The organism is Bradyrhizobium sp. dw_411 (assembly GCF_018449695.1).
Classification (GTDB): domain Bacteria; phylum Pseudomonadota; class Alphaproteobacteria; order Rhizobiales; family Xanthobacteraceae; genus Bradyrhizobium.
The window spans coordinates 110,387-137,253 of record NZ_JAAVUY010000001.1; the positions used below are offsets into that span (position 1 = coordinate 110,387).

Below are 26,867 nucleotides of genomic sequence, written 5' to 3' on the forward strand. Positions count from 1 at the left end.
TCCAGATGGATCGCCAAAAATAAATCCCTTCGCGCTTCCACCCAAATCAAATCATAATCCGCGCATCCCGTCCCACTTGAGGGGCGCTCGCGATCGTCACGGACGTTGGAACGGGATGCGGTGGACGCAGATGCGCCTTTGACGAACGGTGCGAAAGCGGACGGCAAAGTCGTGTGGTCCTGACGCCTCGACGCCGGCGTCAAGTTTCGCGGACGTTTTGCGAAGCGACGGTGACAAAAGAGCCCGATCACCGGGGAGAGCACGAAGGAAACCGTTAACACCACCGCGTGCGGGAATGCCGGGTGATCCCGGTGTACTCGTGGTGACTAACGCGCGTGCTACCTACCAATACACGCGCGGCTGCGGGTGCACGGGCACCCGGCATTCCCCACGCCCTCCAAGGGGCGGAAATTCCTGCCACACTCGGGCGTTTCGCGCCGCGAGATCGCGAAGTCGCGTCTTTTGACGCTCGAAAGCCCTCTTGAATGCCCTCTTGGACGGCATCGCCTGTTTGCTGTTATGATAGCCGCGAAGAACGATGGAAAAATCCCATGAGCTGGCATCCCTCCAACGACCCCATATCAGGCGATCCACAATCCTGCGACGCGCTGGAACTGGTGATTGTGCCGCGCACCCGCGACCTCGGCGACGGATTTGAGGTGCGCCGGGCGCTGCCGCATGGCCACCGGCAGATGGTCGGCCCCTTTATCTTTTTCGATCATTTCGGGCCGGTCCAGTTCATGGCCGGCAAGGGCATGGACGTGCGGCCGCATCCGCATATCGGGCTCGCGACCGTCACTTATCTGTTCGACGGCAGCATCATGCACCGCGACAGCGAGGGCAACATCCGGGAAATCCAACCCGGCGCCATGAACCTGATGACCGCGGGCCGCGGCATCGCGCATTCCGAGCGCACGCCTGATGTGCAGCGCAGGAACGGCCAGAAGATGCTGGGCCTGCAAAGCTGGATCGCGCTGCCCAAGGGTTCCGAGGAAATCGCGCCATCGTTCCAGCATTATGCCGCGGCCGACCTTCCGATCGTGCGCGATACCGGCTTCACCGCGCGCATCATCGCCGGCAGTTCGTTCGGCGTGAAATCGCCGGTCACGATGGTTTCGCCGTGGTTTTATACGGAAGTGAGCGTCAATGAAGGCGTCAGCGTCCCGCTTGATCCCGATCACGAGGAACGCGCGATCTATGTGGTCGACGGCGAGGTCGAGATCGCCAATGAGCGCTATGAGGCTCCGCGCCTGCTGATCTTCCGGCCCGGCGACCGCATCACCGTCAAGGCACTCAAGCCGACCCGGATGATGTTTCTCGGTGGCGATGCGCTGGAAGGCCCGCGCCATATCTGGTGGAACTTCGTTTCCTCCAGCCAGGAGCGGATCGAACAGGCCAAGCAGGACTGGAAAAGCGGCCGCTTCGCCCATGTCCCCAACGAACATGAGTTCATTCCGCTGCCGGAGTGAGCTACTCCCATTTGCCTTTTTGCCTCGCGCCTTCGCGCGCGATAGCTATTTCGAAAGTTTGATCCATGACCACGATGCTCGCCAGCGACCTGCCCCTTCCCCGGATCGGGCGCGGCAAGGTGCGCGATATCTATGCCGTCGGCGAAGACCGCGTGCTGCTCCTGACCACCGATCGTATCAGCGCCTTCGACATCGTGATGGCCGAGACCATTCCGATGAAGGGCGCGGTGCTGACCCAGATCAGCGCCTGGTGGTTCGAACAGCTCGAAGGTGTGGTGCCGCATCACATGATCAGTGCCGACGCGGACACCATCATCCGCGAAGTACCTGAACTCAGGGATCATCGCGCTTCGCTGCTCGGGCGCGCGATGCTGTGCCGGCGCACCACAGTGTTTCCGATCGAATGCGTAATCCGCGGCTATCTCTCCGGGTCGGCGTGGAAGGAATATGCCGCGCAGGGCACGCTGGCGGGCGAGAAGCTTCCGGCTGGCCTTTTGGAAAGCGGCAGGCTGGAGCCCGCGATCTTCAGCCCGGCGACCAAGGCCGAGACCGGCCATGACGAAAACATTCCGGTGAGCCGGATGCGCGAAATTGTCGGCGACGAGGTCGCCTACACGCTGGAGAGCATGACCCGCGCGATCTATACGCTCGGCGAAAAAATCAGCCGCGACCAGGGCATCATCATTGCCGACACCAAATTCGAATTCGGCCGGGATGCCGATGGGCGCATTATCCTGATCGACGAGGTGATGACCCCCGACAGTTCGCGGTTCTGGGCTACCGATGTCTACAAACCCGGCCAGCCGCAGCCGAGTTTCGACAAGCAACCGCTGCGCGATTATCTCGATGTGGAGCGCCACGCCGGCCGCTGGAATGGCGAAGCGCCCGCTCCCGCTTTGCCCGCCAGCGTGGTGGAGGCCACCAGCAAGCGTTACCTCGAAGCTTTCCGCCGCGTCACCGGCGCCGATCTGAAGATCGCGTAGCCCCAGGAAATGAGAGCGGCGCAGGTTCCACCACAGGTTACTACCGCAGCACGCTGTCACAAAAAACCGTTGTCCTTGCGCAGCGCAGTCGTCTACCACTGACCGGGTTTTTAGGGGCAAGCGCGCGCGTGGTCAGTCAATCCAACAATCCCGCCAACAATCTCGCCAGCAGCCTCGCCATCGGTCCCGGCCGCAAACTGCGGTTGCGCACGGCGCTCAACGACGTGCTCGGCGGCGGCACCGCCAGCGTTCTGACCATCACTTTCGGATTGTCCTACGCGCTGTTGATCTTCGCGGGTCCGCTGGCGCCCTATTTGTCCTATGGCGTCGCCGCGACTTTCATTGCATCGGCGGTCCTCGCCGCCGTTATCGGTCTCGGCAGTTCCTTGCCGTTTGCGATCGCGGGGCCGGAGAGTTCCACCGCGGCGATGACCGGCATATTGGCCTCATCGATGGTCGAACGAATAACGGCCGCCGATCCATCGGCGCCGCTGCTCGCGCCGGTCATGATCACGCTGGCGCTCACCACCATCGCCACAGGAATCGTACTCTGTTGTTTCGGTTTGACGCGACTGGGCCGCGCGATCCGCTATGTGCCCTATCCGGTGGTCGGCGGCTTTCTGGGCGCGACCGCCTGGCTGGTCGTGCTCGGTGCGATCCGCGTCATCACCGGCCAGCGCCTGCAACTCGCCACGCTCGACCGGTTTCAGAATGCGCTGACGCTGTCCGAGCTGTCGGCGGCGCTTGCGATGGCGATCATCCTCTATCTGACCTGGCATCGCTCCCGCACGCCTTTCGCGTTGCCAGCTATTCTGATTGGCGGCGTGATCGCGGCGCACATCGTGTTCTGGCTGGCCGGCATCTCACCCGCCGACGCCCAGGCCTCGGGATGGACCTTCAAGCCGCCGCCGAGCGTGACCCTGATGTTGCCCTGGGACATCGGAGAGATGGGCCGCTATCCCTGGTCCTTTCTGCCGGAGATTTCGGGCAATTTGATCGCCGTCGTCTTCGTCACGGCGTCGAGCGCCTTGTTCAATACCACCGGCATCGAAGTCGCCGCGCATCGCGAAGCCAATCTCGAACAGGAATTGAACGTCACGGGCGTGGCCAATATCCTGTCGGGCATGTTCGGCGGCTATACCGGCTGCATTTCCGTCAGCCGCACCATCCTCAACTTCAATGCCGGCGGGACCGGCCGGCTGTCCGGGCTGACCGTCGCCACAATCTCGCTGCTGATGCTGGCCTTTGCTCCCACATTGCTCGGCTACATGCCGAAATTCGTGCTGGGCGGCCTCCTGATCTATCTCGGCGCGGATCAGCTCCACCGATGGATCGTGCAGTCGCGGCGGCGGCTTTCGTTCACCGAATATCTGTCGCTGGTGGCGATCATCATCATCATCGTGCAATGGGGCTTCGTCGCCGGCATCCTGATCGGCGTGGTGATCGGTTGCGCGACCTTTGCCTTGAGCGCGTCGCGCATCGATTCCATCAAATACAGTTTCGATGGCACGGAATACCGCAGCTCACTCGATCGCTCGCGCGACGATCTGACGGTACTGGCCGCCCATGGCAGCAAGATCCAGGGGTTGAACCTGCAGAGCTACCTGTTCTTCGGCTCCGCCAACCGGCTTTACCAGCACGTCAAAGGGCTGCTGGCCCATCACGTGGACTGCCGCTTCCTGGTGTTCGACTTCAAGCAGGTCACCGGCATCGATTCCTCGGCGGCGTATAGTTTTGCCCAGATCAAGCGGACGGCGCATGACCGCGGCATCAAGCTGGTGCTGGTGCATCTTCCGCCCATGGCCGAGAAGGCGTTGCGTTCGAGCGATTTTATCTCGCAGGACATCCGCATCCTGCCCGAACTGGATCATGCGCTGGAGTGGTGCGAGAACGAGCTGATCGCGCAGCATCAGGACTTCGAGCAGGAAGAAGCTTCCTTACGCGACTGGTTCACCCAGATTCTCGATGACCCGGACGAGGCCAGCGAGTTGATCCAGCGCTGCGAGCGCCTCGAAGTCGACGCCGGCGAGATCATCGTCAATGCCGGCGACGCCGCCGATTCCATGCACTTCATTCTGGAAGGGCGGGTCGGGATCATGATCCCGAAAAGCGACGGCGGCACCACGCGGGTGCGAAGCCTCGGCCGCTACACCACGATCGGCGAAATGGGTCTGGTCTCGCATGCGCCGCGCAACGCCACGATCCAGGCCGAGATCGCCAGCGTGCTGTATGTCCTGAACACCGAGCAGTTCGAGGCGATCAAGGACGAAAATCCGCTGCTCAGCCAGAAGCTACTGACTTATTTCGTTTCCGTGATGGCCGAACGGCTGACCTTCGCCAACCGCCTGATCGCGGTATTGCGGCGATAGACCGGCCCGGCGCGACCGCGTTGAGTCGATCGCCATAAAAGTCTATGATCGACGTCATCCTTGCCGTCGGGACCGGGAGAAAGTCATGCGTGAATTGCTGTTGGCAGTAACCGTCGCGGCCGTGACAACGCTGGCGCCTTGCGCCCCGGGCATTGCCCAGGACAATGCAAAAGACGATGCCGACCAGAAGTTCGGCACGGTCCATTTCGCGACTTCGTGCAACGAAACCGCCCAGCGCCGGTTCGATCGCGCGATGCGTTATCAGCATTCGTTCTGGTACACGGAATCCGGGGAGATTTACCGGGAAGCCCTCAAGGCCGACCCCGAATGTGCCATCGCCTATTGGGGTGTCGCGCTATCGCTGCTGAACAATCCACACAGCCCAATCCCGGCGCCCAATCTTCCGCTCGGCCTCGCCGCGATCGAAAAAGCCAAGGCAACCGGCGCCAAGACCGCGCGCGAGCGCGATTACATCGACGCGCTGGCGGTGATGTATGTCGATTACGACAAGACTCCGCATCAGGCCCGTGTGCAATCCTACCTGAAGGCGATGGAGGCGCTGGCGGCGAAATATCCCGACGATGACGAGGCGCAGATCTTCTATGCGATCACCCTCAACGTCGCGGCGTCACCGGCGGACAAGACCTACGCCAACCAGCTCAAGGGCGCCGCCATTCTCGAGCCGATCTGGCAGCGGCAACCTCAACACCCAGGCGTCGCCCATTATCTGATCCATCTCTATGATTATCCAGCGATTGCCGCCAAGGGCCTGCCGGCCGCGTTGCGCTACTCCAAGATCGCGCCGAACGCGCCGCATGCGCAGCACATGCCGTCGCACATTTTCACCCGCGTCGGCTATTGGAAGGAATCGATCACGGCGAACACCGCGTCCGTGGTGGCCGCTAAGGCCGGCAATGAACTCGGCGATCAACTGCATGGGCAGGACTACATGGTCTATGCTTGTCTGCAGCTCGGCCGGGACAAGGAGGCACGTGCGCTGGTCGATGAGATCGCGACGTTACAGCCTGATCCCGATGCCTACGGCGCGGCATTTTCGCAGGCGGCCTCGCCGGCGCGTTACGCGGTGGAACGTGGCGACTGGGCGGGTGCGGCAAATCTTCAGGTCAAGCCGAGCAAGTTTCCGCACGTGATGGCGATCACCTATTTTGCGCGCGCGGTGGGCGAGGCTCGCTCCGGCAATCCTGCCGCAGCAAGGGTTGACGCCGCTAAACTCGCCGAGCTTCGCGACAAATTGCGTGAGGCGAAAAATGATTACTGGGCCGGGCAAGTCGACGTGCAGGAACAGGTGGCGAGCGCCTGGATACTCTATGCTGATGGCAAATATGACGACGCGCTCAAGGCGATGAGTGCCGCGGCCGACGCCGAGGACAAGACTGAAAAGGCGCCGGTCACGCCCGGACCGCTGGCGCCGGCGCGCGAATTATACGGCTTCATGCTGCTGGACCGCGGCATGGCCAAGGAGGCCCTTGCGGCGTTCGAGGCCACGATGGCGAAGGAGCCCAACCGGTTCAATGGCTATGTCGGCGCCGCCAAAGCCGCGCAGGCGCTCGGCGACACCGCGAAGGCGAAAGCGACGTATGAAAAACTGGTCGCGCTCACGGCGGACTCAAATTCGGAGCGGCCGACGCTGGCCGCGGCCCGTACTTTCATCGCGAGCAACTAGGCAGCGGCCGGATGAAAAGAACCGCCATCATCGCTGCGGTTGTCGGCTTCGGACTGGGCGGGCTCGCTGGAGCCTCGATGTTCTTCGGCTGGCCGATGCCGGGTCACAGCAAAGCTGTGGTTACGCCGAGCCATCCGAAATTCTCCGAAGTGCAATGGCCGTATCCGACCGACGAGTGGGGCAAGGGCAAAGCCTTCCGCTGCGAGGCTTCGGACTGTGGAGTCGAAGTGAATCTCTTTGTCCGGGCCAAGATCGGTTTTTGCAACTGCAAGACCGGCGTCTCCGACGACACCGAACTCGATCGCCTCAGCGACTTCGGGCTGATGGGCGACAGGCTTTCGGGATTGGGTCCCGGCCGCCAGATCAACGTCGCCTGGATGAAGGGCCGCAGCCGGGCCTTTGCAATCGCCGATCCCTACCGCGCGGGGACTTCCGCGCTGGCAGTCGCTTTCAACGACCGCTGCGACGCGATCGTCGCCACCACGCTGGTCGCGCATAACAGCCCTGATACGATCGAGCCCAGTGTCATCGAATTCCTCAACAGCGAGGTCATCGTGCACTGGGCCGAGGTAACGCTTGGTCTCTAACCCAGCACTGACGACGCGGAGCCTAAATCCCCGACATCATCACATATTTGATCTCGACATATTCTTCCATGCCGTGATGCGAGCCTTCGCGGCCGAGCCCCGATTCCTTGACGCCACCGAACGGCGCCACTTCGGTGGTGATCAGACCGGTGTTGACCCCGACCATGCCCGACTCCAGCGCTTCCGCCACCCGCCAGACCCGGCCGAGATCGCGCGAATAGAAATACGCGGCCAGTCCAAACGGCGACTTGTTGCACATCGCGACCACGTCGGCCTCGTCCTTGAAACGAAACACCGGCGCCAGCGGCCCAAACGTTTCCTCGCGCGACACCAGCGCATCGGGCGCGACGTTGGAAAGCACGGTCGGTTCGAAGAACGTACCGCCGAGCGAATGGCGCTTGCCGCCGGTGACGATCCTGGCGCCGCCCTTGACCGCGTCGGCGATGTGCTTCTCGACCTTGTCGATCGCTTCCATGTTGATCAGCGGGCCCTGCGTCACGCCTTGCTCGGTGCCGTCGCCGATCTTCATCGCGGCGACTTTCTTCGAGAGCTTTTCCACGAACTGATCGTAAATCTTGTCCTGGGCGTAGATCCGGTTGGCGCAGACGCAGGTCTGGCCCATGTTGCGATATTTCGAGACCATGGCGCCTTCCACCGCGGCATCGATATCGGCGTCGTCGAACACCACGAACGGCGCGTTGCCGCCGAGCTCCAGTCCGAGCTTCTTCACGCCGACCGCCGCCTGCCGGTACAGGATCTTGCCGACCTCGGTCGAGCCGGTGAAGCCGACGAAGCGCACCGCGGGGTGTTCGCACAACACCTTGCCGATCGGCGGCGCATCGCCGGTGATGACATTGAACACGCCCCTGGGCACGCCGGCCTTTTCGGCGAGCGCGACCAGCGCCAGCGCGCTGAGCGGCGTCTCGTTGGCGGGCTTGAGCACCACGGTGCAGCCTGCGGCGAGCGCCGGCGAGACTTTGCGGGTGATCATCGAGTTCGGGAAGTTCCACGGCGTGATCGCGCCGCAAACGCCGATCGGCTGGCGGATCGCCAGCAGACGCGAGTCCGGCCGCTGCGTCGGGATGGTTTCGCCGTAGACGCGGCGGGCCTCCTCGGCAAAGAACTCGACATAGGCGCCGCCGATATCGACTTCGCCCAGGGCTTCCGCGAGCGGCTTGCCCTGTTCGGAGGTCAGGATCAGCGCCAGATCTTGGCGGTTGGCGACGATCAGGTCGAACCATTTGCGTAAGGTATTGGAGCGCTGCTTGGCGGTGAGTTTGGCCCAGGCCGGAAATGCGCGCTCGGCGGCTTCGACCGCGTGGGTGGCATCTTCGGCCGTGAGCTGGGCAATCTTCGCCAGCTCAACGCCGTTGGCCGGATTGTTGACGGGATGGACCGGCGTGCCGACCCAGGCGCCGTCGATGTAGCACTGCTCGCGCAACAGCGACGGATCTTTCAGGCGGTCGCGCAGCGTCGGCGCGGACGATTGCGAAGCGCGTGCGGCAGCAGTCGGGGTCATGGCGTTACTCCTGGATCAGATTTCTCGGGATCGGATTCTCGGGCTCGGATTCCCTTGGGAATCAGATGTTCCCGCTCGTTGGACAACAATATAGGCGCAACCCGGCCGCAAGACACCGGCGGCAAAAGCACGGCTGCTTCAAGCAATTTCGAGGGCTTATGCCAGGATTTCAGGCAAGCTTAATCAACAGCGGTTGCGACCTCGGAAGACCTGACGTGGCACGGTTCAGGCCGCGCCGTTCATATAGGTGTCCCGGCGGCCGATCATGCGTTCCACCGCGGCCTTGGCATCGGCTTTCGACGAGGTCGCGCAGGTCCGGTATTCGAGGTCCGGCACGACTGCGGGGCTGCGCCGCCCGAACCATGATTTCGATGACACCGGCAACATCGCCAGCGCGCTCGCGACGTTTTCGACCGCGTCGAACGAAAACAACGCCCCGGTCGCGGCATGGCGGACTTCGTAGATTCCGGGGCTGATCGGCGCCTCGATATTCTCGCCGCGCTCCGCGCGGGGATACCGCTTCCACTCGCTCCAGGTCGAAATCATCGCCGTCCCCTTGCGGCACTCAAAGCCGCAATCATTTTCATCAAATTGTTCAGTCGAGAGCACCGTTTTGTGCTGCGATCTGAACGCCTTATTCCAAAATACGTTCCGATTAACGCTCCGGAAGATATCGCCCTCAGGCCGCAACGTCACCGATGTTGCAGCGCAAATCACCGTAAATTATGGCGGGTGTTGCAGTTCGGTCGCCTTTCCCTGCCGGGCTGGCGATCACAAGGCTGCGACCGAAACCAAAGCGAGTCCCGCTTGCGGGAAGCCGCCGCCGGGAGGAGGATTGCAGACTACAAAAAAATAAACCGGAGGTGACCCCATGCATAGCAAAGCTCAGATTGATCAGATTCTGCGTGAGAAAAGCGACGCCAAGGAGATTCCCGGCGTTGTTGCGATGGCTGCCAACAGCAAGGAAGTGATCTATCAGGGCGCGTTCGGCAAACGCGACCTGTCCAAAGACGCCCCGATGACCGCCGACAGCGTGTTCTGGATTGCCTCGATGACCAAGGCGGTCACCTCGGCCGCGGGCATGCAACTGGTCGAGCAGGGCAAGCTCTCGCTCGATGCGCCGATCGGCAAGGTGTTGCCCGATCTCGCCGCGCCGCAAGTGCTCGAAGGTTTCGACGCCAAGGGCGAGCCGAAGCTGCGGCCCGCGAAGAACCCGATCACGTTGCGTCATCTCATGACCCACACCGCCGGCTTCTGCTACGATATGTGGAACGGCGACATGGTGAAATATCTGGAGAAGACCGGCACCCCCGGCATCACCTCCTGCAAGAACGCCGCGCTGAAGACCCCGATCATGTCCGAGCCCGGCACCCGCTGGGAATACGGCACCAATATCGATTTCATCGGCAAGGCGATCGAGGCCATCAGCGGCCAGCGGCTCGATGCCTATCTGCGCGATCACATATTTGCGCCGCTCGGCATGACCGATACCGGATTCAAGATCGGCGAGGCGCAACGCCAACGGCTGGTCGGCATGCATGCCCGCGGCGAGGACGGATCGCTGGCGGCGATCCCGTTCGAACTCGAGCAGGAGCCGGAATTCCACATGGGTGGCGGCGGCCTCTACGGCACCGCGGGCGATTACATCAAGTTCACCCAGATGATCCTCAACAAGGGACGCGGCAACGGAAATCAGGTGTTGAAGCCGGAAACGATTGCCACGATGGGGCAGAACCATATCGGCGAGATCAACATGACCAAGCTGACATCGGCGGTCGCCTTCGCCACCAACGATGTCGATCTCTATCCCGGCATGGTGAAGAAGTGGGGACTGTCGTTCCTGATCAACACCGCCAAGACCCCGGAGGGCCGCAGCCCCGGCAGCCTCGCCTGGGCCGGCCTCGCCAACACCTATTACTGGATCGATCCGTCGCGTGACGTCACCGGCGTGATCCTGATGCAGGTGCTGCCATTCGCCGACAAGAAATGCCTGGAAGCGTTCGCAGGCTTCGAGAAAGGCGTCTACGCCGGACTCGATGCGGCGGGTCAAAGAGCGGCGTGAGAGGCCAGCGACCGTCATTGCGAGGAGCACTTGCGACGAAGCAATCCATTCTTCCTTGGTGTGGCCATGGATTGCTTCGCTTCGCTCGCAATGACGATGATGGACATGAATTCTCGTTCCCGCGGCGCCATGCGCCCGGGTTTTGCGTAAAATTTCGCGCCTTGAAATCAGAGGGCGCAGGGAAGACCGGGTGCGCGCTGCACCCGCGGTCTCGCGTGCAAATGGGTGTAAAAAACGCACACGAGCATACAGGTCAGCGGAGGCAATCCGGCCTTCCCTGCGCAATGGTTTTACGGCTTATTTCGCGCTCTCCCCGGTGACCGGGCTTTTTTGCCACCGTCGCTGCGCGGATAAATCCAACGCAACTTGACACCAGCGTCGGGGTGTCAGGACCACACGACTTCGCCGTCCGCCTCACGCGCCGTTCGTCAAAAGCGCATCCGCGTCCACCGCATCCCATCCCGCGTTAGTGACGATCGCGAACGCCCCTCTGGAGGGACGGGATGGCCGCAAGATGCCAATGATTTGGGGGCTGCGAAAAGCAGAATATTTTTTGCGATCCATCTGGACTGATGGGATCACGTTGAATTGGCTGAGGAAATTAGTTTTTAGGCGCAGCGGGAATTTCGTATTCACGGCGCTTTTGTGAGAAATGGATTGACGATTGTGAGCCCGCCGATTTGGCGACCGTGCTGCATGTCCTCGCTGAACAGCGTGTCGCAACCGGCTTCGATCGCGGCGGCGGCGATCAGCGCATCATAGAACGACAGACCATGTTCGCGGGCAAGCAGCACAGCGCCGGTGTGGGTGTTCAGCGTGACGGGCACGATATCGTCGAGCGAGGCACGAAATAATCCGAGCGCGAATTCAATCTGCGGCCAGTCGTGGCGAAGTTTGCGGCGCGCGACATGCACGAACTCGTTCAGCACCTGAACGCTTGCGATGCCGCTACACGCTAGGCATTCGGCGGCCCGCTGCTTTTTTGGATCGGAGGTCGCGGTGTAGACCAGAATGTTGGTATCGAAAAAAGCCTTCACCGCTCGTTCGCCTCGTCCCGATCGAATTTGTAATCGGGAGGAAGCGTCCAGTTGAGGGAAGTCAGACGCTCGAGCGCCGCCTTGCGCCGGTCTTCCTTCTGGACGACCAGCGTTCGTTCGGCCACATCGACGATGTTGATTTCGTCGCCGGCGCGAAGGCCCATCTTTTCAACCAGCGCTTTGGGTAGCCTGACGGCCAAGCTATCGCCCCATTTCGAAACCTGCATCGCAGCCTCCATGGTGAACTCCGAGATGATATCATTTCAATGATATCTTTGCAAGATCATCCATAAAGGCAGGCGTTTGGGGCTGCGCGGCAATCTCGACGGCGTATCTTTGCGAACTGATGTTTTTGATTTTGATATGTCCGGCACTGCATGGCGAACCGATTATTTCAGCGACAGTTCAAGGAAGGGTGGTAACGCGTCCCGCCGCTGCCATCGGCACCAAGAAGACTCTGATGTGAGTCTGAGTGTGAGTGGTCAATGCCTGCTGCTGCCGGGCTCGACGGGCGTACGGCAATTGCTTGCGGTAGTGCGGTGCGCGCTCCCCCGCGAACGCCAAAAATCAGAAATATTCTTGGAAAAGCACTCCGATCTTCATGGGTTTGTGCATAACCCGTTCAACCCGCTAGCTAGTCTGCCCCGATCGGGGAAACAAAAAACACCGAAGGCTGTCGAAGTCTTTATCAGCCGCTGGCAAGGCCGGCCCAAAGCATATTGAAGGCCTGCCTCGATCAGCACACCGAAAAGCGACAGACCGGCAACCATCAGAGATTGCATCATTCTTCCGCGCTTGCTTCTTCGTTAGAAAACATCTCGCGAACAAACGCCGGGGGTTCTGTCTTCGCTGGCGGGCGACTATGAGCGAAATAGCGCCCGGCATCCGGCCCCCAATCGAAATACAACCCATGATCCGGTTGATTGAGTTGTCTATAATTCTCGGGCGTGATTTCAAGGCTCACTTTAAATACTGACCGAGCCTCCCGCGCTCCGATTTCTGTTATGAAAACCTCTAAAACATATTGGCCCGGGGAAAAGTGAAAAGACGTGCCGTCTGCAGGCAGCAAAAAATGATGATTGGCTGCTAAACCGGTTTCCGGGACAATCGTGGGCTGTGTCATCCGAACCTCACCTTGCGCAACAAAGTGAGCCACGCCGTGAGCGCTGACACCGCTAGCGCGAGGATAGCGACTATGAGCGCCAATAGTGAGACGGTTGAGCTAGGCAAGTCCGCCATCCGCGTCTTCTAGGGACCGGCCCAATGGATGAATACGTTTGATCGTACGCTGACCCTTAGCGGTCGTGCAATAGCGCTCCGTCTTCGATACAGCTACAGATTGTGGCGACGAAAGACCCCGAAGTTAACCCAAGTCGTAACCGCCAAGGTTAGTCCACAACAGAGTTCACGCTCATGATTCGTTATGGCCGGGCTTGTCCCGGCCACCCACGTCTTTGGGGCAGTACGTTGGATTAAGACGTGGATGCCCGAGACAAGCTCGGACATGACGGATGATAGATCGCGCCTCGCGAAGACGTGCCCCTAAACCGGCAACCCATTCTCCTGCGCCAGTTCCTTCAGCGAGGTCTGCGGCCGCGCGCCGATGTGCTGGATCACTTCGGCGGCGGCCAAAGCCCCCAAGCGTCCGGCCGCTTCATGGCCGGCGCCGCGCACGAGGCCGAACAGGAAACCGGCGGCGAACAGATCGCCGGCGCCTGTGGTGTCGACGATCTTGCTGACCGGAAACGCCGGCACTGCAACCACGCCCTCTTTCGACGCCACCACGCAGCCTTTTTCGCTGCGCGTCACCACGCCGAGTTTGGTGTCGTTGCGCAATTGCTTCAAGGCTGCGTCGAAATCCGCGGTCTCGTACAGCGAGCCCAGTTCGGCTTCGTTGGCGAACACCAGATCGACGGTGCCACCCCGCATCAGATCGAGAAATTCGCCGCGGTAGCGGCCGACGCAAAAGGCGTCCGACAGGGTCAGCGCGACCTGACGGCCGGCGTCATGCGCGATCTTCGAGGCCTTGACGAAGGCTTCCTTGGCGCTTGCCGGATCCCACAAATAGCCTTCGAGATAGACGATCGCGGACGCGGCGATTTGCGCCGCATCGATATCGGCGGGCATCAGTTCCTGCGCGGCACCGAGATAGGTGTTCATGGTGCGCTCGCCATCCGGCGTCACCAGAATGTAGGAGCAGCCGGTAGCCGGCCCATCCGCCGCCGGTTTGGTCTCGAACGCGACGCCGGCGGCGCGGATGTCATGTGTGTAGAGGCGGCCGATCTGGTCATCCCGGACTTTTCCGACATAGGCGGCGCGGGCGCCGAGATTGGCGATACCGACAATGGTGTTGGCGGCCGAGCCGCCGGACATTTCGGTGGCCGGGCCCATGTCCCGGTAGATCGATTCGGCGCGGGCCTCGTCGATCAGCGCCATGCCGCCCTTGGCCATGCCGTGCGCGGCCAAAAAACCCTCGTCGGCCTGCACCAGCACGTCGAAAATCGCATTGCCGATACCCAGAACGTCGTATTTTGCCTCAGCCATTCGTTCAATCCGTTCCTCGACCGTCTCCGGCCACACCGAAAGGCTGCGGCCTATCACAGGCGCCGCTGATATAGAAGCCTCCATGATCCGTTCCTTTCTCACCGTGTCCACGGGCACGCTGGCCTCACGGCTGCTGGGTTTCACGCGCGACGCCATGATCGCGGCGCTGCTTGGCGCCGGCCCGGTCGCGGATGCCTTTCTGGTCGCGTTTCAACTGGTCAATGTGGTGCGGCGGCTGTTGACCGAGGGGGCGCTGAACGCGGCCCTGGTGCCGGCCTGGCTGCGCGTGCGCGAAACCGAAGGCGCGGTCGCCGCAGCCGCTTTCGCCGGACGCGTACTCGGAACCATCAGCGCGGCGCTGATCGTGGTGACGGCCGCGATCGGGTTGCTGATGCCGTTCGTCATGTCAGCGCTCGCGCCGGGCTTTGCCGGACACGAGACATTGCAGCTTGCCGTCGACGATGCGCGCCTGATGCTGCCTTATCTGGCCTTCGCCGGCCCGGCCACCGTGATGATGGCGCTGTTGAACGCGCAGGCGCGCTTTGCGCTGACCGCGTTCTCGCCGCTGTTGTTCAACATCGCGCTGATCGCGGTCATGATCGTGCTGTTTGGCTGGCGCGGCGATGCGGCGACGGCGGCGCTGGTGGTCGCGGCGACGGTCGGCATCGCCGGGCTCGCGCAATTGCTGATTCTCGTATTGCGCCCCGGCGGCGGCATCGCCACACCACTACGTATTGCGTTCGATCCGCACATGCGCGGCTTTCTTGGCAAGGCGATCCCCGGCATGGTCGCCAGCGCCGGACCGCAATTGTTGATTGTCGGCGGCGCGATTATCGCATCGTCGTCGCCCTCGGCGGTGTCGTGGCTGTATTTCGCCAATCGCCTGATCGAATTGCCGCTCGGCATTGTCGGCGTCGCGATGAGCACGGTGCTGGTGCCGGAAATGACCCGCGCGTTACGCATCGACGATCCGCAATCGACGGCTCATGCGCAGTCGCGCGGCCTTGAACTCGCGGTTGGTCTGGCATTGCCCGCGACGCTGGGACTGGCCGTGCTCAGCGAACCCGTGGTGCGGCTATTGTTCGAGCACGGCGTGTTCACGGCTGCCGACAGCATGGCCACCGCGAACGCGCTGATGTGGCTGGCGTTCGGCTTGCCCGCGCATGTGCTGGTCAAGGCGTTGTCGCCGGCCTTCTTCGCGCGCGGCAACACCATGACGCCGCTGTTCGCGACGTTGAAGGGATTTGTGGTCGCGATCGTGCTGGCGGTGATCCTAGGTCATGTGTATGGCGCTGGTGGTATTGCCGCCAGCATCGCGCTCGGCGCCTGGAGCAGCGCGACCAGCCTGATCCGGCATGGCGCGGTTGAATTCGGTTTCGCCATCGACGCGTCCGCACGCCGGCGGCTGCCGCGGATCGTGCTGGCCGCACTGATCATGGGGGCGCTGTTGTGGCTGGCGGCGCCAGGTATGCTGGCATCGAGCGCGAACCCGCACGGCATCGTGCAGGGCGCTCTCGTGGCGCTGCTGATCACGGGGGGGATTGCGATTTACGGTCTGTTTCTGGGCTTTTTCGGTGTGATCCGCAGGGATGAGGTGGTTAACGCGGTCCGCCAAACCACCGGCTCCGGCTTGCGCGACTGAGCCTCACATGGCATGGGACGGCGCGTCGCGCCTATCGGCAATGGACGGCGCGAAACAGGAAAGCTGGCCATGGCGATCGTTGAACGGGTTTTTTCAGGCGTCCAGCCGACGGGCAATCTGCATCTCGGCAATTATCTTGGCGCCATCGTCAACTTCGTGAAGTTGCAGGAGACGCATAACTGCCTCTATTGCGTCGTCGACATGCACGCGCTGACGCAGCCGGTATCGGTGTGGGGCGGCCCTGCGGAACTCGCGCGCAATACCCGCGAAGTGACTGCGGCCTTTATCGCTGCCGGCATCGATCCCAAAAAGCACATCGTGTTCAACCAGAGCCAGGTTTCCGGGCATGCGGAACTGGCCTGGATCTTCAATTGCGTGGCGCGGATCGGCTGGCTCAACCGCATGACGCAGTTCAAGGAAAAGGCCGGCAAGGATCGCGAGAATGCGTCGGTTGGTCTCTATGATTATCCGGTGCTGATGGCGGCCGACATTCTGTTGTATCGCGCCACCCATGTGCCTGTGGGTGAAGACCAGAAGCAGCATCTCGAACTGGCGCGCGATATCGCGCAAAAATTCAACAATGATTTCGGCGACTCGATCCGCGGTCACGGTTTTGACGACGGCTTGTATTTTCCGCAGCCGGAGCCGCTGATAACCGGTCCCGCGACGCGGGTGATGTCGCTGCGCGACGGTACCAAGAAAATGTCGAAGTCGGATTCGTCGGATAATTCGCGGATCAATCTCACCGACGATGCCGAGACCATCGCGCAGAAGATTCGCAAGGCCAAGACCGATCCGGAGCCGTTGCCATCAGAAGAAAAAGGCCTCGAAACCCGCCCGGAAGCCGACAATCTGGTCGGGATCTACGCGGCCCTGTCCGGCCGCAGCAAGGCCGAGGTGCTCGGCGAATTCGGCGGCGGGCAGTTCTCGAACTTCAAGAACGCGCTGGTCGAATTATGCGTCACCAAGCTGGCGCCGATCGCTTCGGAAATGAAGCGGCTGGTGGCGGACCCAGGCCATGTCGACTCCATTCTGGTCGAGGGCGCCGAACGCGCCCGCGCCATCGCCAACGAGACCATGAAGTCCGTCACCGACATCGTCGGCTTCGTGAGCAAGCGCTAATTTCCGCAGCGCACTCTAAAAAAATCTGGCGCCTGCGACGCCGCTTGTCGGGGACGGCTGCGCCGTGGCAGCATATGGCCTGCCTGGCGCAGCCTCGGGACATGCATGACCACCCAGCGACGAAGCTACGAGACCGGTCACAAGCCAAAATGCCTTGTCATCGTTGACGACACCGCGGAATGGGACCGCGCGGTCTACTATGCCAGCCGCTGGGCCATCCGAGTTGGGGGCGGCGTGGTGATGCTGCGCCTCATCGAGATCGAGGATCAGAACCAGCAATGGCTGGGGGTCGCCGACATCATGCGGGCCGAAGCGCAGGAGGAAGCCAATGCCGCGCTCGACCGCGCTTCGGGCCGCGCCAACGGCATCGCCGCGATCACCCCCGAACGGGTGATCCGCGAGGGCGACCCGACAGAACAGATCCTCGACATCATCGACCAGGACGTCGATATCGCGATGCTGGTGCTGGCCGCCAATCCCGGCCCCGAGGGCCCCGGCCCGATCATCACCCTGATGGCCAGCGTGGTCGGCGCGTTCCCGATCCCGGTCATCATCGTGCCCGGCGAGCTGACCGACGTCGAGATCGACGCGCTGTCTTAAAGCGGTCCCGAAGCCCTTGATGCGGCTTGGGAACTGCTGCCCTGCGCCCCTTGATCGTGCGTTTGCCATCGCCATCTGCTAGAAGAGCTTACGCGCCGGCCTTGAACCGGCGACGCCGGAGAAAACCATGTTTATTCAGACCGAAGCCACGCCCAATCCCGCCACCTTGAAATTCATTCCCGGCCGCACCGTGCTCGACGGCGGCACCATGGAATTCGCCAATCGCGAGGCCGCGACGCGCTCGCCCCTTGCCGAAAGACTGTTCGGCGTGTCCGGGGTGACCAGCGTGTTTTACGGAACTGATTTCGTCACGGTCACCAAGGACGACAGCGACTGGCAGCATCTCAAGCCGGCGATCCTCGGCGCCATCATGGAGCACTATATGTCCGGCGCGCCGCTGCTCGCCGACGGCAGTGCCGGCAATGACGAAGCCGCCGACGAAGAAGACGAGTTCTTCAACGAGGCCGACGCCGAAACCGTCGCGACCATCAAGGACCTGATCGAAACCCGCGTCCGCCCGGCGGTCGCCAATGACGGCGGCGATATCACCTTCCGCGGCTTCAAGGACGGCGTCGTCTATCTCAACATGAAGGGCTCCTGCGCCGGCTGCCCGTCCTCCACCGCGACGCTGCAGCACGGCATCCAGAACCTGCTGAAGCATTTCGTGCCCGACGTGGTCGAAGTCCGGCCGATGTGATTGATGACCTGATGAGGCGCTGACCTTCACCCTCCCCTGGAGGGGAGGATAAGGAAGAACCCGGCCTCACGAATTGTGACGTGACGATTTTGGGCTGCTATACGTGGCCCCATGCTGATCCTTGCCATCGATACCGCATTGGATGCTTGCGCCGCCGGCGTCCTCGATACCGAGGCCGGCCAACTGATCGCGCAGGAATCGCAGGCCATGAAGCGCGGCCATGCCGAGGCGCTGATGCCGCTGATCGCGCGCGTCATCGAGGCGTCCGGCATCGGCTTTGCCGCGCTTGATCGCATCGCGGTAACCACCGGGCCCGGCAGCTTTACCGGATTGCGGGTCGGGCTGTCAGCCGCGCGCGGCATTGCGCTGGCGGCCAACAAGCCGGTGGTCGGGCTGCCGACGCTGACGGCCTATGCCGCGCCCATCGTCAGCCAGAACGGCGAACATCCGGTGATCTCCGCGATCGATGCGCGCCATGATCATGTCTATCTGCAGGCGGTCAGCGGCAATGGCAGTTCGCTGATCCGCCCATGCGTCGCATCGGTCGAAGAGGCGCTCGACGCTTCGCGATTCGGCTCGCCGCATCTGGTCGGCAACGCCGCCAAAATTCTCGCCGATCGCTGGCCCGCGCAGGCGCCACCGCCGGTCACGGTCGATCCACAACCGGCGCCCGACATTGCCTGGGTGGCGTGGCTTGGTGCGGCGGTCAGTCCGAACGCCGCGCCCGCCCGCCCGTTTTATCTGCGCGCACCCGATGCCAAACCTTCACTGAAAGACCCGCTGCCGAAAGCCGTGCGGCCTTCATGATGGCAATGCTCTCCAAGTCTTGGCTTTCCAAGTTATGGCTCTGCGGATTATGGCGCGGCGGCACCGCGGCGATCGAGCCCGCCGCCCTGCGCGACGCGCGCGTCCTCGCCGCGATTCACGGCGCGTCGTTTCATCGCGGCTGGGGCGAGGGCGAATTCGAGACCATGCTGACCGAGCGCAACACACTGGTTCATCGCCTGCGGATGGGGCGGAAGGTGATCGGCTTTGCCGTATCGCGCATGGCGGCCGATGAGGCGGAAATCCTCTCCATCGCGGTGGCCGGAAGCCATCGCGGCCGTGGCCTGTCCCGCGACCTGTTGCTGACGCATCTTGGCCATCTCGCCGGCCGCGGCGTGCGCACGGTGTTCCTCGAAGTCGAGGAAAATAATCAGCCGGCGCGGCGGCTCTATCAATGGGCCGGATTTGGCATTGTTGGACGCCGGGAACGCTATTACCAGCAGCCTGGCGGGGAACAATTGAACGCACTTCTGATGCGCCGCGACTTGTCGTGACGCGCGCTCAGTGGCAGAACAGGCTCATTATCCGGACCCGGACACCATGACCGCCCTGAAATCGAGCCCCACGCTGAAGGCCACCGGTATCGAAGCGCGCTGCGCCGCCACCGGCATGCGTATGACCGAGCAACGCCGCGTCATCGCGCGCGTGCTGGCGGAAGCCGTGGACCATCCCGACGTCGAGGAATTGTATCGCCGCTGCGTCGCGGTCGACGACAAGATCTCGATCTCGACGGTGTATCGCACCGTCAAGCTGTTCGAGGACGCCGGCATTATCGAGCGGCATGATTTTCGCGAGGGCCGCGCCCGCTACGAGCAGATGCGCGACAGCCACCACGACCATCTGATCAATCTGCGCGACGGCAAGGTGATCGAATTCACCTCCGAGGAGATCGAGAAACTGCAGGCCGAGATCGCCCGCAAGCTCGGCTATAAACTGGTCGATCATCGGCTGGAGCTGTATTGCGTTCCGCTCGACGACGACAAGTCTTGATAGCGCCCCGCCTTTGACATCACGATTCGATCTCATCATTTTCGATTGCGACGGCGTGCTGGTCGACAGCGAAGTCATCTCATGCCGCGTGCATGCGGAAGTGCTGACGCGCCACGGCTACCCGATCTCGACCGAACAGGTATTCGACCGCTTCCTCGGCCGGTCCTCGCGCCAGGCCCATCTCGAGGTCGAGGCCGAATTGGGCCGCAGCCTGTCTGACGACTATCACACCCAATTGCAGGACGAATTGTTTCAGTCGTTTGCAACGACCATGGAAGCAATGCCGCACATCGATCAGGCGCTCGCTGCGATCGCGCAGCCGGTCTGCGTAGCATCAAGCGGCTCGCACGCACGCATGCGCGTCAGTCTCGGCCGGGCGAAACTCTACGATAAATTCGCACCCAACATTTTCTCTGCCTCGCAGGTCCAGCACGGCAAGCCTGCGCCCGATTTGTTTCTGTTTGCGGCGGCGCAAATGGCCACGCCACCGGAGCGATGTCTGGTCATCGAAGACAGCATCGCCGGCATCACCGGCGCACTGGCCGCCGGAATGGCCGTTTTCGGTTTTCACGGCGGTACGCATTGCCGGCCGGGGTACGGCGATACGTTGCGCGCCGCGGGAGCCACCCTGACATTTGACGATATGCGGCAATTGCCGGGACTGATTGACGCGCCCTCTCCGTCATTCCGGGGCATCGCGCAGCGATGAACCCGGAATCTCGAGATTCCGGGCTCGATGCTGGCGCATCGCCCCGGAATGACCCCTATCAAGCTGGATTTCCCGCCCTTTAGCCTATAATTGAGCAGCCTATAATCGAGCCTTGCGCCGCAATGGCGCCATTTCGACCCAGCATTCAGGTTCCATGAAGCCGCCGCGCAAGCTGCACATCAAGTCATACGGTTGTCAGATGAACGTCTACGATGCGCAGCGCATGGTGGACACGCTGGCGCCGGAAGGCTTTGTCGAGACCGCTGATGTCGACGACGCGGACCTGGTGATCCTCAATACCTGCCACATCCGCGAAAAGGCCTCCGAGAAGGTTTATTCCGAACTCGGGCGGCTGCGCACCGCCAAGGACGAGGCCGCGCGCAACGGCAGGACCATGAGCATCGCGGTGGCCGGCTGCGTCGCGCAGGCCGAAGGCAACGAGATCATCCGCCGCGCGCCGGTCGTGGATGTCGTGGTCGGTCCGCAAAGCTATCACCATCTGCCGCAACTGCTGGCCCGCGCCAAAAGCCATGGCCGCGCGCTGGAAACGGAATTTCCGGTCGAGGACAAGTTCGGGTTTTTAGCCCCGCCGAAGCCGGACGCGATCCGCGCGCGCGGCATCTCGTCCTTTGTCACGGTGCAGGAAGGCTGCGATAAATTCTGCACGTTCTGCGTCGTGCCCTACACGCGCGGCGCCGAAGTGTCGCGGCCGGTCGGAAAGATCATCGACGATGTGCAGCGCCTCGCCGACAATGGCGTGCGCGAAATCACCTTGATCGGGCAGAACGTCAACGCCTATCACGGCGAGGGACCGGATGGGCGGATCTGGCCGCTCGGCACTCTGCTGCGTCGTCTTGCCGAAATTCCCGGCATCGTTCGGCTGCGTTATTCGACCAGCCATCCCCGCGACGTCGACGAGACGCTGATCGAGGCGCATCGCGATTTGCCCGCGCTGATGCCTTTCGTGCATTTGCCGGTACAATCCGGCTCCGACCGGGTTCTTGCGGTCATGAACCGGAAGCATACCGCCGATGATTACCGGCGCGTCATCGACCGGTTTCGCGATGTGCGCCAAGACATTGCATTTTCATCGGATTTTATCGTGGGCTTTCCCGGGGAAACCGAGGAAGATTTTTCGGCCACACTCGCGCTGGTCACACAAATCGGATACGCTGGCGCTTATTCGTTCAAATATTCGCCGCGGCCCGGTACGCCGGCGGCGGACATGCGGGAGACGGTGTCAGCGGCGGAAATGGACGAGCGATTGGTGCGCCTTCAGGAATTGATCGACAGCCAGCAATCGGCCTTCAACAAGGCCATGATTGGCCGCACTGTCGATGTGCTGTTCGAACGCGCCGCCCGCAATCCCGGTCAGATCGTCGGCCGCACCGCCTATCTGCAGCCCGCGCATGTGATGGCGCCGGCCGGTATCATCGGGCAGGTGCTCCCGGTAAAAATCGAAAGCCTCGAGCGCTACAGCCTGCTCGGCGAACTTGCGGCCGCTGCGCCGATGCAGCCCGCTTTTGCTGAAATGAAATCATCTCACGTCGCACCCTCCAACATCACAACGGGAGCCTGAACCCTTGCCAAAAAGCGCATCGGATTCGCCTTCGCTCGCTCCCCGCAAAATCGACCGCGACATGCCAGTTCCGCCCGAAACGCAGGTGGTCATCGACTTCGATGACAATCGCGCGGCCTCGGCGCTGGTCGGACCCTACGGACAAAATCTGGCGCTGATCGAACGCCGGCTCGGCATCGTGGTGGATTCGCGCGGCAATCACATCACCATCGCCGGATCGCGCGATGGCTGCGACGCCGCGCGGCGTGTGCTGGAGACGCTGTATGCCCAGGCGGTCAAGGGACAAGACCTCGCCCAGGGCGACGTCGAAGGCGCGATCCGTGCCGTGATCGCGCAGGGATCGCTGTTCGAATTCGACGCCAAGGCCGCCAAATCGTCGTTCGAGACCATCAATCTGCGCAAGCGCCCGGTGCGGGCGCGCACCGCCGCGCAGGATTCCTACATCCGCGCACTCAAGCGCCACGAATTGGTGTTCGGCATCGGCCCGGCCGGTACCGGCAAGACCTGGCTTGCGGTGGCGCAGGCCGCGCAATTGTTCGAGCGCAAGGAGGTCGATCGCATCATTTTGTCGCGCCCCGCGGTCGAAGCCGGCGAACGGCTCGGCTTCCTGCCCGGCGATTTGCGCGAGAAGGTCGATCCTTATCTGAGGCCGATCTACGATGCGCTTTACGATCTGATGGATTCACGAATCGTCGAACGCGCCTTGCAAACCGGCGAAATCGAAATCGCGCCGCTGGCCTTCATGCGCGGCCGTACCTTGACCAACGCCGCGATCATTCTGGACGAGGCGCAAAACACTACCTCGATGCAGATGAAGATGTTCCTGACCCGGCTTGGCGAGAACAGCCGCATGATCATCACCGGCGATCCCTCGCAGGTCGACCTGCCGAACGGCCAGGCGTCAGGCCTCGCGGAAGCCGCGAGACTGCTCGATGGCGTCGAGGGCATCGCCCAGGTGAAATTCACGGCCGAAGACGTGATCCGCCACGAACTGGTGGCGCGTATCGTCGCGGCCTATGAAGGATTGCCGCAGCGGCCGGCAACCGCAAAACCTTAATGCCCAAACCTGCCGCCGAACGCGCGCCGGGGGCGAATCCCCGTCGCAACAGAAATGCCGGACCGATGGCGACGTTTGCCCTGCCGATAACCGAAGTCCTCGTGGTCGCCGATGTCTGGCAGGCCGAGGCCAATGCGGAGACCGTGATCCAGCGCGCCATCGCGGCGGCGGCCGAGTTCGTCGATGCGGATATCGGAGAGGCCGAACTCGCGGTCATGCTGACCGACGATGACGGCATTCGCACCCTCAACAACAACTGGCGCGGCATCGACAAGCCGACCAATGTGCTGTCGTTTCCCGCGCTGCCGCCGTCTGGCCCGAGCGGGCCCGACGATGCGCCGCGGATGCTCGGCGACATCGCGATTGCCTATCAGACCATGCGGCGGGAAGCCGACGACGAACAAAAGCCGTTCGATCATCATCTCAGCCATCTCGCGATCCATGGCTTCCTGCATTTGATCGGTTACGATCACGAACAAGACGACGACGCCGAGACCATGGAAGCGCTCGAGACGGAAATCCTGGCGCAACTCGGCATTCCCGATCCGTATTCCGATCGGGAGCGGACGGACTGAGATGGTGGATTCCGAACCGACCCATGACAATCCGCGCAATACGCGCAACCTGCCGGCTGTGGTGCAGGAAGGCGAAGTCATGCGCCCGGCTGCCGAAGGCTGGCTGACCCGCGCGATCCGCACGCTGTTCGGATGGAAGCCGGGATCGGTCCGCGACGACCTGCAGGTCGTGCTCGACGCCTCGACACCGGACGAGGTTGGCTTCTCCGCGATCGAGCGCACCATGCTGCGCAATATACTCGGCCTGCATGAACGGCGCATCGCCGACGTGATGATCCATCGCGCCGACATCGTCGCGGTCAAGCGCGACATTCCGCTTGGCGAATTGATGAGCCTGTTCGAAAGCGCCGCGCATTCGCGCCTCGTCGTCTACAACGAAACCCTCGACGATCCCGAAGGCATCGTCCACATCCGCGACCTTCTCGCCTTCATGACCGCCAGGGCGCGCGTCGCCGAACCATCCAAGGCCAAGCGCAAGAAGCCATTCCCCGCGGGCCTCGATCTGCGCGCGGTCGATCTGGCGCTGCCGCTGGCGGACGCCAACATCATCCGCAAACTGCTGTTCGTACCGCCCTCGATGCGCGCGATCGATCTGTTGGCGCAGATGCAGGCCTCGCGCATTCATCTGGCGCTGGTGGTGGATGAATATGGCGGCACCGACGGCCTGGTCTCGATCGAAGATATTGTCGAGCAGATCGTCGGCGAGATCGACGACGAGCATGACAGCGACGAGCCGCCGGCGATCGTGCGGCAGGCCGACAATTCCTTCATCGCGGACGCCCGCGCCAGCCTCGACGATGTTCGCTCCGTGATCGGCGAGGACTTCGTGACCGGCGAGGCCGGCGAAGAAGTCGAAACGCTGGGCGGTTATCTCGTGACGCATGTCGGCCGGCTACCGGTGCGCGGCGAGGTCATTTCGGGGCCCGGCAATTTCGAAATCGAAGTGCTCGATGCCGATCCCCGTCGCGTCAAGCGACTGCGCATCGGCACCCGCAAGGAACGCTCTGCCGTGCGCGCGCAACGCGAGAGCCGTCGCCGCGAAGCCACAAATGAGACAGGTTCTGCACCGACCGGCGATACGACGAATCCACCCAGTGACGGCACGGGTTCGCCATGACCGCTGCCGGCAGACTTCGCGGCGCCGGTCTTGCGATCATCCTGTCCTGGGGGTGGAAGCGCGCCGGCATTGCGCTCGTCGCCGGCGCGCTGTCGGCCCTGGCAATGGCGCCGTTCAATGCATGGCCGGTGCTGTTCCTGACCTTTCCGGTCGCGGTCTGGCTGATCGATGGCGCGGGCGCCGGACGTCTGCAGGGCGTGCCGGCGGCGGCGATGGCCGGCTGGTGGTTCGGCCTCGGCTATTTCGTGCCGGGATTGTACTGGATCGGCTACGCGTTCCTGGTCGATGCCTCGACCTTCGCGTGGTTGCTGCCGTTCGCGATCCTGGGTCTGCCAGCCTATCTCGCGCTGTTCACCGCCCTGGGCTTTGCGCTGGCGCGCCTGATCTGGACACGGGATGCCTCACGGGTAATCGCGCTGGCCGCAAGCCTGACGTTAAGCGAATGGCTGCGCGGCCATGTGCTCACGGGCTTTCCGTGGAATGCGTTCGGCTACGCGCTGACCGAACCTCTGGCGCTGGCGCAGACCGCGTCGCTGATCGGCCTGTGGGGCATGACATTCTTGGCCGTGGCGATCTTCGCAAGCCCGGCCGCGCTGATCGACGGCAGTTCGCGCGGACGCAAGCCGTGGATCGCGCCTGTGATCGCGCTGGCACTGCTGATCGCGATGGGAGTTTTTGGCGTCGTGCGCCTCGGCCTGCAACCGACTAAATTGATCGCCAGCGTCAAACTGCGGATCATGCAGCCCAACCTGCAGCAGGACGTCAGGTTCAATTACTCCGCCAAGGCGGAAGTGATGCAAAAATATCTGACACTGTCCGATCGCGCCTCCGGACCGCAATCCACCGGCGTGCGCGACGCCAATATCCTGATCTGGCCGGAATCAGCGTTCCCGTTTTTCCTGACGCGCGAAGCTGACGCGATGGCGCAGATCGCCGATCTCTTGCCCAAGGGCACCGTCCTGATCACCGGATCGGTGCGTGCGCCGGAGTTGCCGCCGGGCGTGCGGGTCACACGCGCCTACAATTCGATCTACGTGATCGATCACGACGGCAGCGTGCTATCAATTTACGACAAGCTGCATCTGGTCCCGTTCGGCGAATTTCTTCCCTACCAGGACTGGATGGAAAAAATCGGCCTGGAGCAACTGACCAAGGTTCAAGGCGGATTTATTCCGGGCACCCGGCGGCGCAGCATGGACATCCCCAATGCACCGCGCGCGCTACCCCTGATCTGTTATGAAGCGATTTTTCCCGGCGACGTTGCGGAAAGCGACGACCGTCCCGGCTGGATCGTCAATCTCACCAATGACGGCTGGTTCGGCATTTCGACCGGCCCGTATCAGCATCTGCAACAGGCGCGGCTGCGCGCCATCGAGCAAGGCCTGCCTGTCGTTCGTGCAGCAAACACCGGCATTTCTGCGGTTGTCGACCCACTCGGCCGGATCGTCGCAAAGCTCGATCTCGGCATTGAGGGCGTGCTCGATTCACCCCTGCCTTCCGCGATTGCAGCAACGATTTATACACGTGTTGGCGATATTCCCGCTGCCATCATCGTCGCGGCCGCCTTTATTTTTGTCGTCAGGCGCCGCGTCGCGAGGCGAACGTCCTGACGTCTGCCTACGAAAATCCACCAGTTGACAGATCGACTGCGCCATTCGCATTCTGCGCACCGAGATTGCCCAAGAATAGACCCGTCAGGA

General features: G+C 62.4%; 27 protein-coding genes. 20 read left to right on the plus strand and 7 right to left on the minus strand.

The window, feature by feature from the left end; all coding sequences use genetic code 11:
- The first annotated feature begins 551 nt into the window (after positions 1 to 551).
- The 5 genes from HB676_RS00480 (at position 552) to HB676_RS00500 (ending at position 7,092) form a co-directional block, all read left to right on the plus strand.
- A complete protein-coding gene (locus tag HB676_RS00480; protein WP_213735691.1) occupies positions 552 to 1,469 on the plus strand; it encodes a pirin family protein in 918 nt (305 codons plus the stop codon).
- A gap of 65 nt (positions 1,470 to 1,534) precedes the next feature.
- Entirely contained in the window at positions 1,535 to 2,452 is a 918-nt protein-coding gene (locus HB676_RS00485; RefSeq protein ID WP_213735692.1) for a phosphoribosylaminoimidazolesuccinocarboxamide synthase, read from the plus strand.
- A gap of 197 nt (positions 2,453 to 2,649) precedes the next feature.
- Complete coding sequence (locus tag HB676_RS00490) at positions 2,650 to 4,821, plus strand: SulP family inorganic anion transporter (protein ID WP_213736093.1); 2,172 nt, start codon at positions 2,650 to 2,652, stop codon at positions 4,819 to 4,821.
- Between the two features lie 85 nt (positions 4,822 to 4,906).
- Positions 4,907 to 6,505: a hypothetical protein gene (locus HB676_RS00495; RefSeq protein WP_213735693.1), complete on the plus strand. Its 1,599-nt coding sequence runs from the start codon at positions 4,907 to 4,909 to the stop codon at positions 6,503 to 6,505.
- A gap of 11 nt (positions 6,506 to 6,516) precedes the next feature.
- Positions 6,517 to 7,092: a hypothetical protein gene (locus tag HB676_RS00500; protein WP_213735694.1), complete on the plus strand. Its 576-nt coding sequence runs from the start codon at positions 6,517 to 6,519 to the stop codon at positions 7,090 to 7,092.
- Positions 7,093 to 7,114: 22 nt separating this feature from the next.
- On the opposite strand, the gene HB676_RS00505 is transcribed toward HB676_RS00500, so the two are convergent.
- Both HB676_RS00505 and HB676_RS00510 read right to left on the minus strand, forming a co-directional pair.
- On the minus strand, positions 7,115 to 8,611 hold the full coding sequence (locus tag HB676_RS00505) for an NAD-dependent succinate-semialdehyde dehydrogenase (RefSeq protein ID WP_213735695.1): 1,497 nt from the start codon (positions 8,609 to 8,611) through the stop codon (positions 7,115 to 7,117).
- A gap of 225 nt (positions 8,612 to 8,836) precedes the next feature.
- Positions 8,837 to 9,157 (minus strand): hypothetical protein, encoded by a 321-nt coding sequence (locus HB676_RS00510; protein ID WP_213735696.1) that lies wholly within the window; start codon positions 9,155 to 9,157, stop codon positions 8,837 to 8,839.
- A 325-nt stretch (positions 9,158 to 9,482) separates the two neighbouring features.
- On the opposite strand from HB676_RS00510, the gene HB676_RS00515 reads away from it, so the two are divergent.
- Positions 9,483 to 10,673, plus strand: coding sequence for a serine hydrolase domain-containing protein (locus tag HB676_RS00515; RefSeq protein ID WP_213735697.1), 1,191 nt, complete (start codon positions 9,483 to 9,485; stop codon positions 10,671 to 10,673).
- 414 nt (positions 10,674 to 11,087) lie between these two features.
- Here HB676_RS00515 and HB676_RS00520 read toward each other — a convergent pair whose 3' ends face one another.
- Genes HB676_RS00520 through HB676_RS00530 form a run of 3 tightly spaced genes read right to left on the minus strand, consistent with a single transcriptional unit; the run spans position 11,088 to position 11,937 of the window.
- Positions 11,088 to 11,309: a hypothetical protein gene (locus HB676_RS00520; protein ID WP_213735698.1), complete on the minus strand. Its 222-nt coding sequence runs from the start codon at positions 11,307 to 11,309 to the stop codon at positions 11,088 to 11,090.
- On the minus strand, positions 11,306 to 11,710 hold the full coding sequence (locus HB676_RS00525) for a PIN domain-containing protein (RefSeq protein ID WP_213735699.1): 405 nt from the start codon (positions 11,708 to 11,710) through the stop codon (positions 11,306 to 11,308). Before HB676_RS00525 ends, HB676_RS00520 begins: the two co-directional genes overlap by 4 nt.
- Positions 11,707 to 11,937 (minus strand): AbrB/MazE/SpoVT family DNA-binding domain-containing protein, encoded by a 231-nt coding sequence (locus tag HB676_RS00530; RefSeq protein ID WP_213736094.1) that lies wholly within the window; start codon positions 11,935 to 11,937, stop codon positions 11,707 to 11,709. The genes HB676_RS00525 and HB676_RS00530 overlap by 4 nt, the downstream gene beginning before the upstream one ends.
- Before the next feature lie 76 nt (positions 11,938 to 12,013).
- Between HB676_RS00530 and HB676_RS00535 the strand changes: the two genes are divergently transcribed.
- The gene (locus tag HB676_RS00535) at positions 12,014 to 12,433 is read left to right on the plus strand and encodes a hypothetical protein (RefSeq protein ID WP_213735700.1); all 420 of its coding nucleotides are present in this window, start codon (positions 12,014 to 12,016) and stop codon (positions 12,431 to 12,433) included.
- Between the two features lie 58 nt (positions 12,434 to 12,491).
- Here the strand turns inward: HB676_RS00535 and HB676_RS00540 are convergent, their stop codons facing one another.
- Positions 12,492 to 12,833, minus strand: coding sequence for a hypothetical protein (locus tag HB676_RS00540; RefSeq protein ID WP_213735701.1), 342 nt, complete (start codon positions 12,831 to 12,833; stop codon positions 12,492 to 12,494).
- A gap of 419 nt (positions 12,834 to 13,252) precedes the next feature.
- Positions 13,253 to 14,254, minus strand: a complete 1,002-nt coding sequence (locus tag HB676_RS00545) for an adenosine kinase (protein ID WP_213735702.1) — start codon at positions 14,252 to 14,254, stop codon at positions 13,253 to 13,255.
- Between the two features lie 82 nt (positions 14,255 to 14,336).
- Between HB676_RS00545 and murJ the strand changes: the two genes are divergently transcribed.
- The 13 genes from murJ (at position 14,337) to lnt (ending at position 26,777) form a co-directional block, all read left to right on the plus strand.
- The gene (murJ, locus tag HB676_RS00550; RefSeq protein WP_213735703.1) at positions 14,337 to 15,896 is read left to right on the plus strand and encodes a murein biosynthesis integral membrane protein MurJ; all 1,560 of its coding nucleotides are present in this window, start codon (positions 14,337 to 14,339) and stop codon (positions 15,894 to 15,896) included.
- A gap of 69 nt (positions 15,897 to 15,965) precedes the next feature.
- Positions 15,966 to 17,018 carry a tryptophan--tRNA ligase gene (trpS, locus tag HB676_RS00555; protein ID WP_213735704.1) on the plus strand — a complete coding sequence of 351 codons (1,053 nt, stop codon included), beginning with the start codon at positions 15,966 to 15,968 and terminating at the stop codon, positions 17,016 to 17,018.
- Between the two features lie 105 nt (positions 17,019 to 17,123).
- Positions 17,124 to 17,618 (plus strand): universal stress protein, encoded by a 495-nt coding sequence (locus HB676_RS00560; RefSeq protein WP_213735705.1) that lies wholly within the window; start codon positions 17,124 to 17,126, stop codon positions 17,616 to 17,618.
- A 127-nt stretch (positions 17,619 to 17,745) separates the two neighbouring features.
- Positions 17,746 to 18,315 carry a NifU family protein gene (locus tag HB676_RS00565; RefSeq protein WP_213735706.1) on the plus strand — a complete coding sequence of 190 codons (570 nt, stop codon included), beginning with the start codon at positions 17,746 to 17,748 and terminating at the stop codon, positions 18,313 to 18,315.
- Between the two features lie 111 nt (positions 18,316 to 18,426).
- Positions 18,427 to 19,122, plus strand: coding sequence for a tRNA (adenosine(37)-N6)-threonylcarbamoyltransferase complex dimerization subunit type 1 TsaB (gene tsaB / locus HB676_RS00570; protein ID WP_213735707.1), 696 nt, complete (start codon positions 18,427 to 18,429; stop codon positions 19,120 to 19,122).
- 5 nt (positions 19,123 to 19,127) lie between these two features.
- A complete protein-coding gene (rimI, locus tag HB676_RS00575; protein WP_213736095.1) occupies positions 19,128 to 19,634 on the plus strand; it encodes a ribosomal protein S18-alanine N-acetyltransferase in 507 nt (168 codons plus the stop codon).
- A gap of 46 nt (positions 19,635 to 19,680) precedes the next feature.
- Entirely contained in the window at positions 19,681 to 20,130 is a 450-nt protein-coding gene (locus tag HB676_RS00580; protein ID WP_213735708.1) for a Fur family transcriptional regulator, read from the plus strand.
- Positions 20,131 to 20,143: 13 nt separating this feature from the next.
- Positions 20,144 to 20,839 carry an HAD family hydrolase gene (locus tag HB676_RS00585; protein WP_213735709.1) on the plus strand — a complete coding sequence of 232 codons (696 nt, stop codon included), beginning with the start codon at positions 20,144 to 20,146 and terminating at the stop codon, positions 20,837 to 20,839.
- 154 nt (positions 20,840 to 20,993) lie between these two features.
- Positions 20,994 to 22,418 (plus strand): tRNA (N6-isopentenyl adenosine(37)-C2)-methylthiotransferase MiaB, encoded by a 1,425-nt coding sequence (gene miaB / locus HB676_RS00590; protein ID WP_213735710.1) that lies wholly within the window; start codon positions 20,994 to 20,996, stop codon positions 22,416 to 22,418.
- Between the two features lie 4 nt (positions 22,419 to 22,422).
- Positions 22,423 to 23,475: a PhoH family protein gene (locus HB676_RS00595; protein ID WP_213735711.1), complete on the plus strand. Its 1,053-nt coding sequence runs from the start codon at positions 22,423 to 22,425 to the stop codon at positions 23,473 to 23,475.
- Positions 23,476 to 23,540: 65 nt separating this feature from the next.
- The gene (ybeY, locus tag HB676_RS00600; protein WP_213735712.1) at positions 23,541 to 24,050 is read left to right on the plus strand and encodes an rRNA maturation RNase YbeY; all 510 of its coding nucleotides are present in this window, start codon (positions 23,541 to 23,543) and stop codon (positions 24,048 to 24,050) included.
- A 1-nt stretch (position 24,051) separates the two neighbouring features.
- Positions 24,052 to 25,167: a hemolysin family protein gene (locus tag HB676_RS00605; RefSeq protein WP_213735713.1), complete on the plus strand. Its 1,116-nt coding sequence runs from the start codon at positions 24,052 to 24,054 to the stop codon at positions 25,165 to 25,167.
- The gene (lnt, locus tag HB676_RS00610; protein ID WP_213735714.1) at positions 25,164 to 26,777 is read left to right on the plus strand and encodes an apolipoprotein N-acyltransferase; all 1,614 of its coding nucleotides are present in this window, start codon (positions 25,164 to 25,166) and stop codon (positions 26,775 to 26,777) included. Before HB676_RS00605 ends, lnt begins: the two co-directional genes overlap by 4 nt.
- The last annotated feature ends 90 nt before the right edge of the window (positions 26,778 to 26,867 follow it).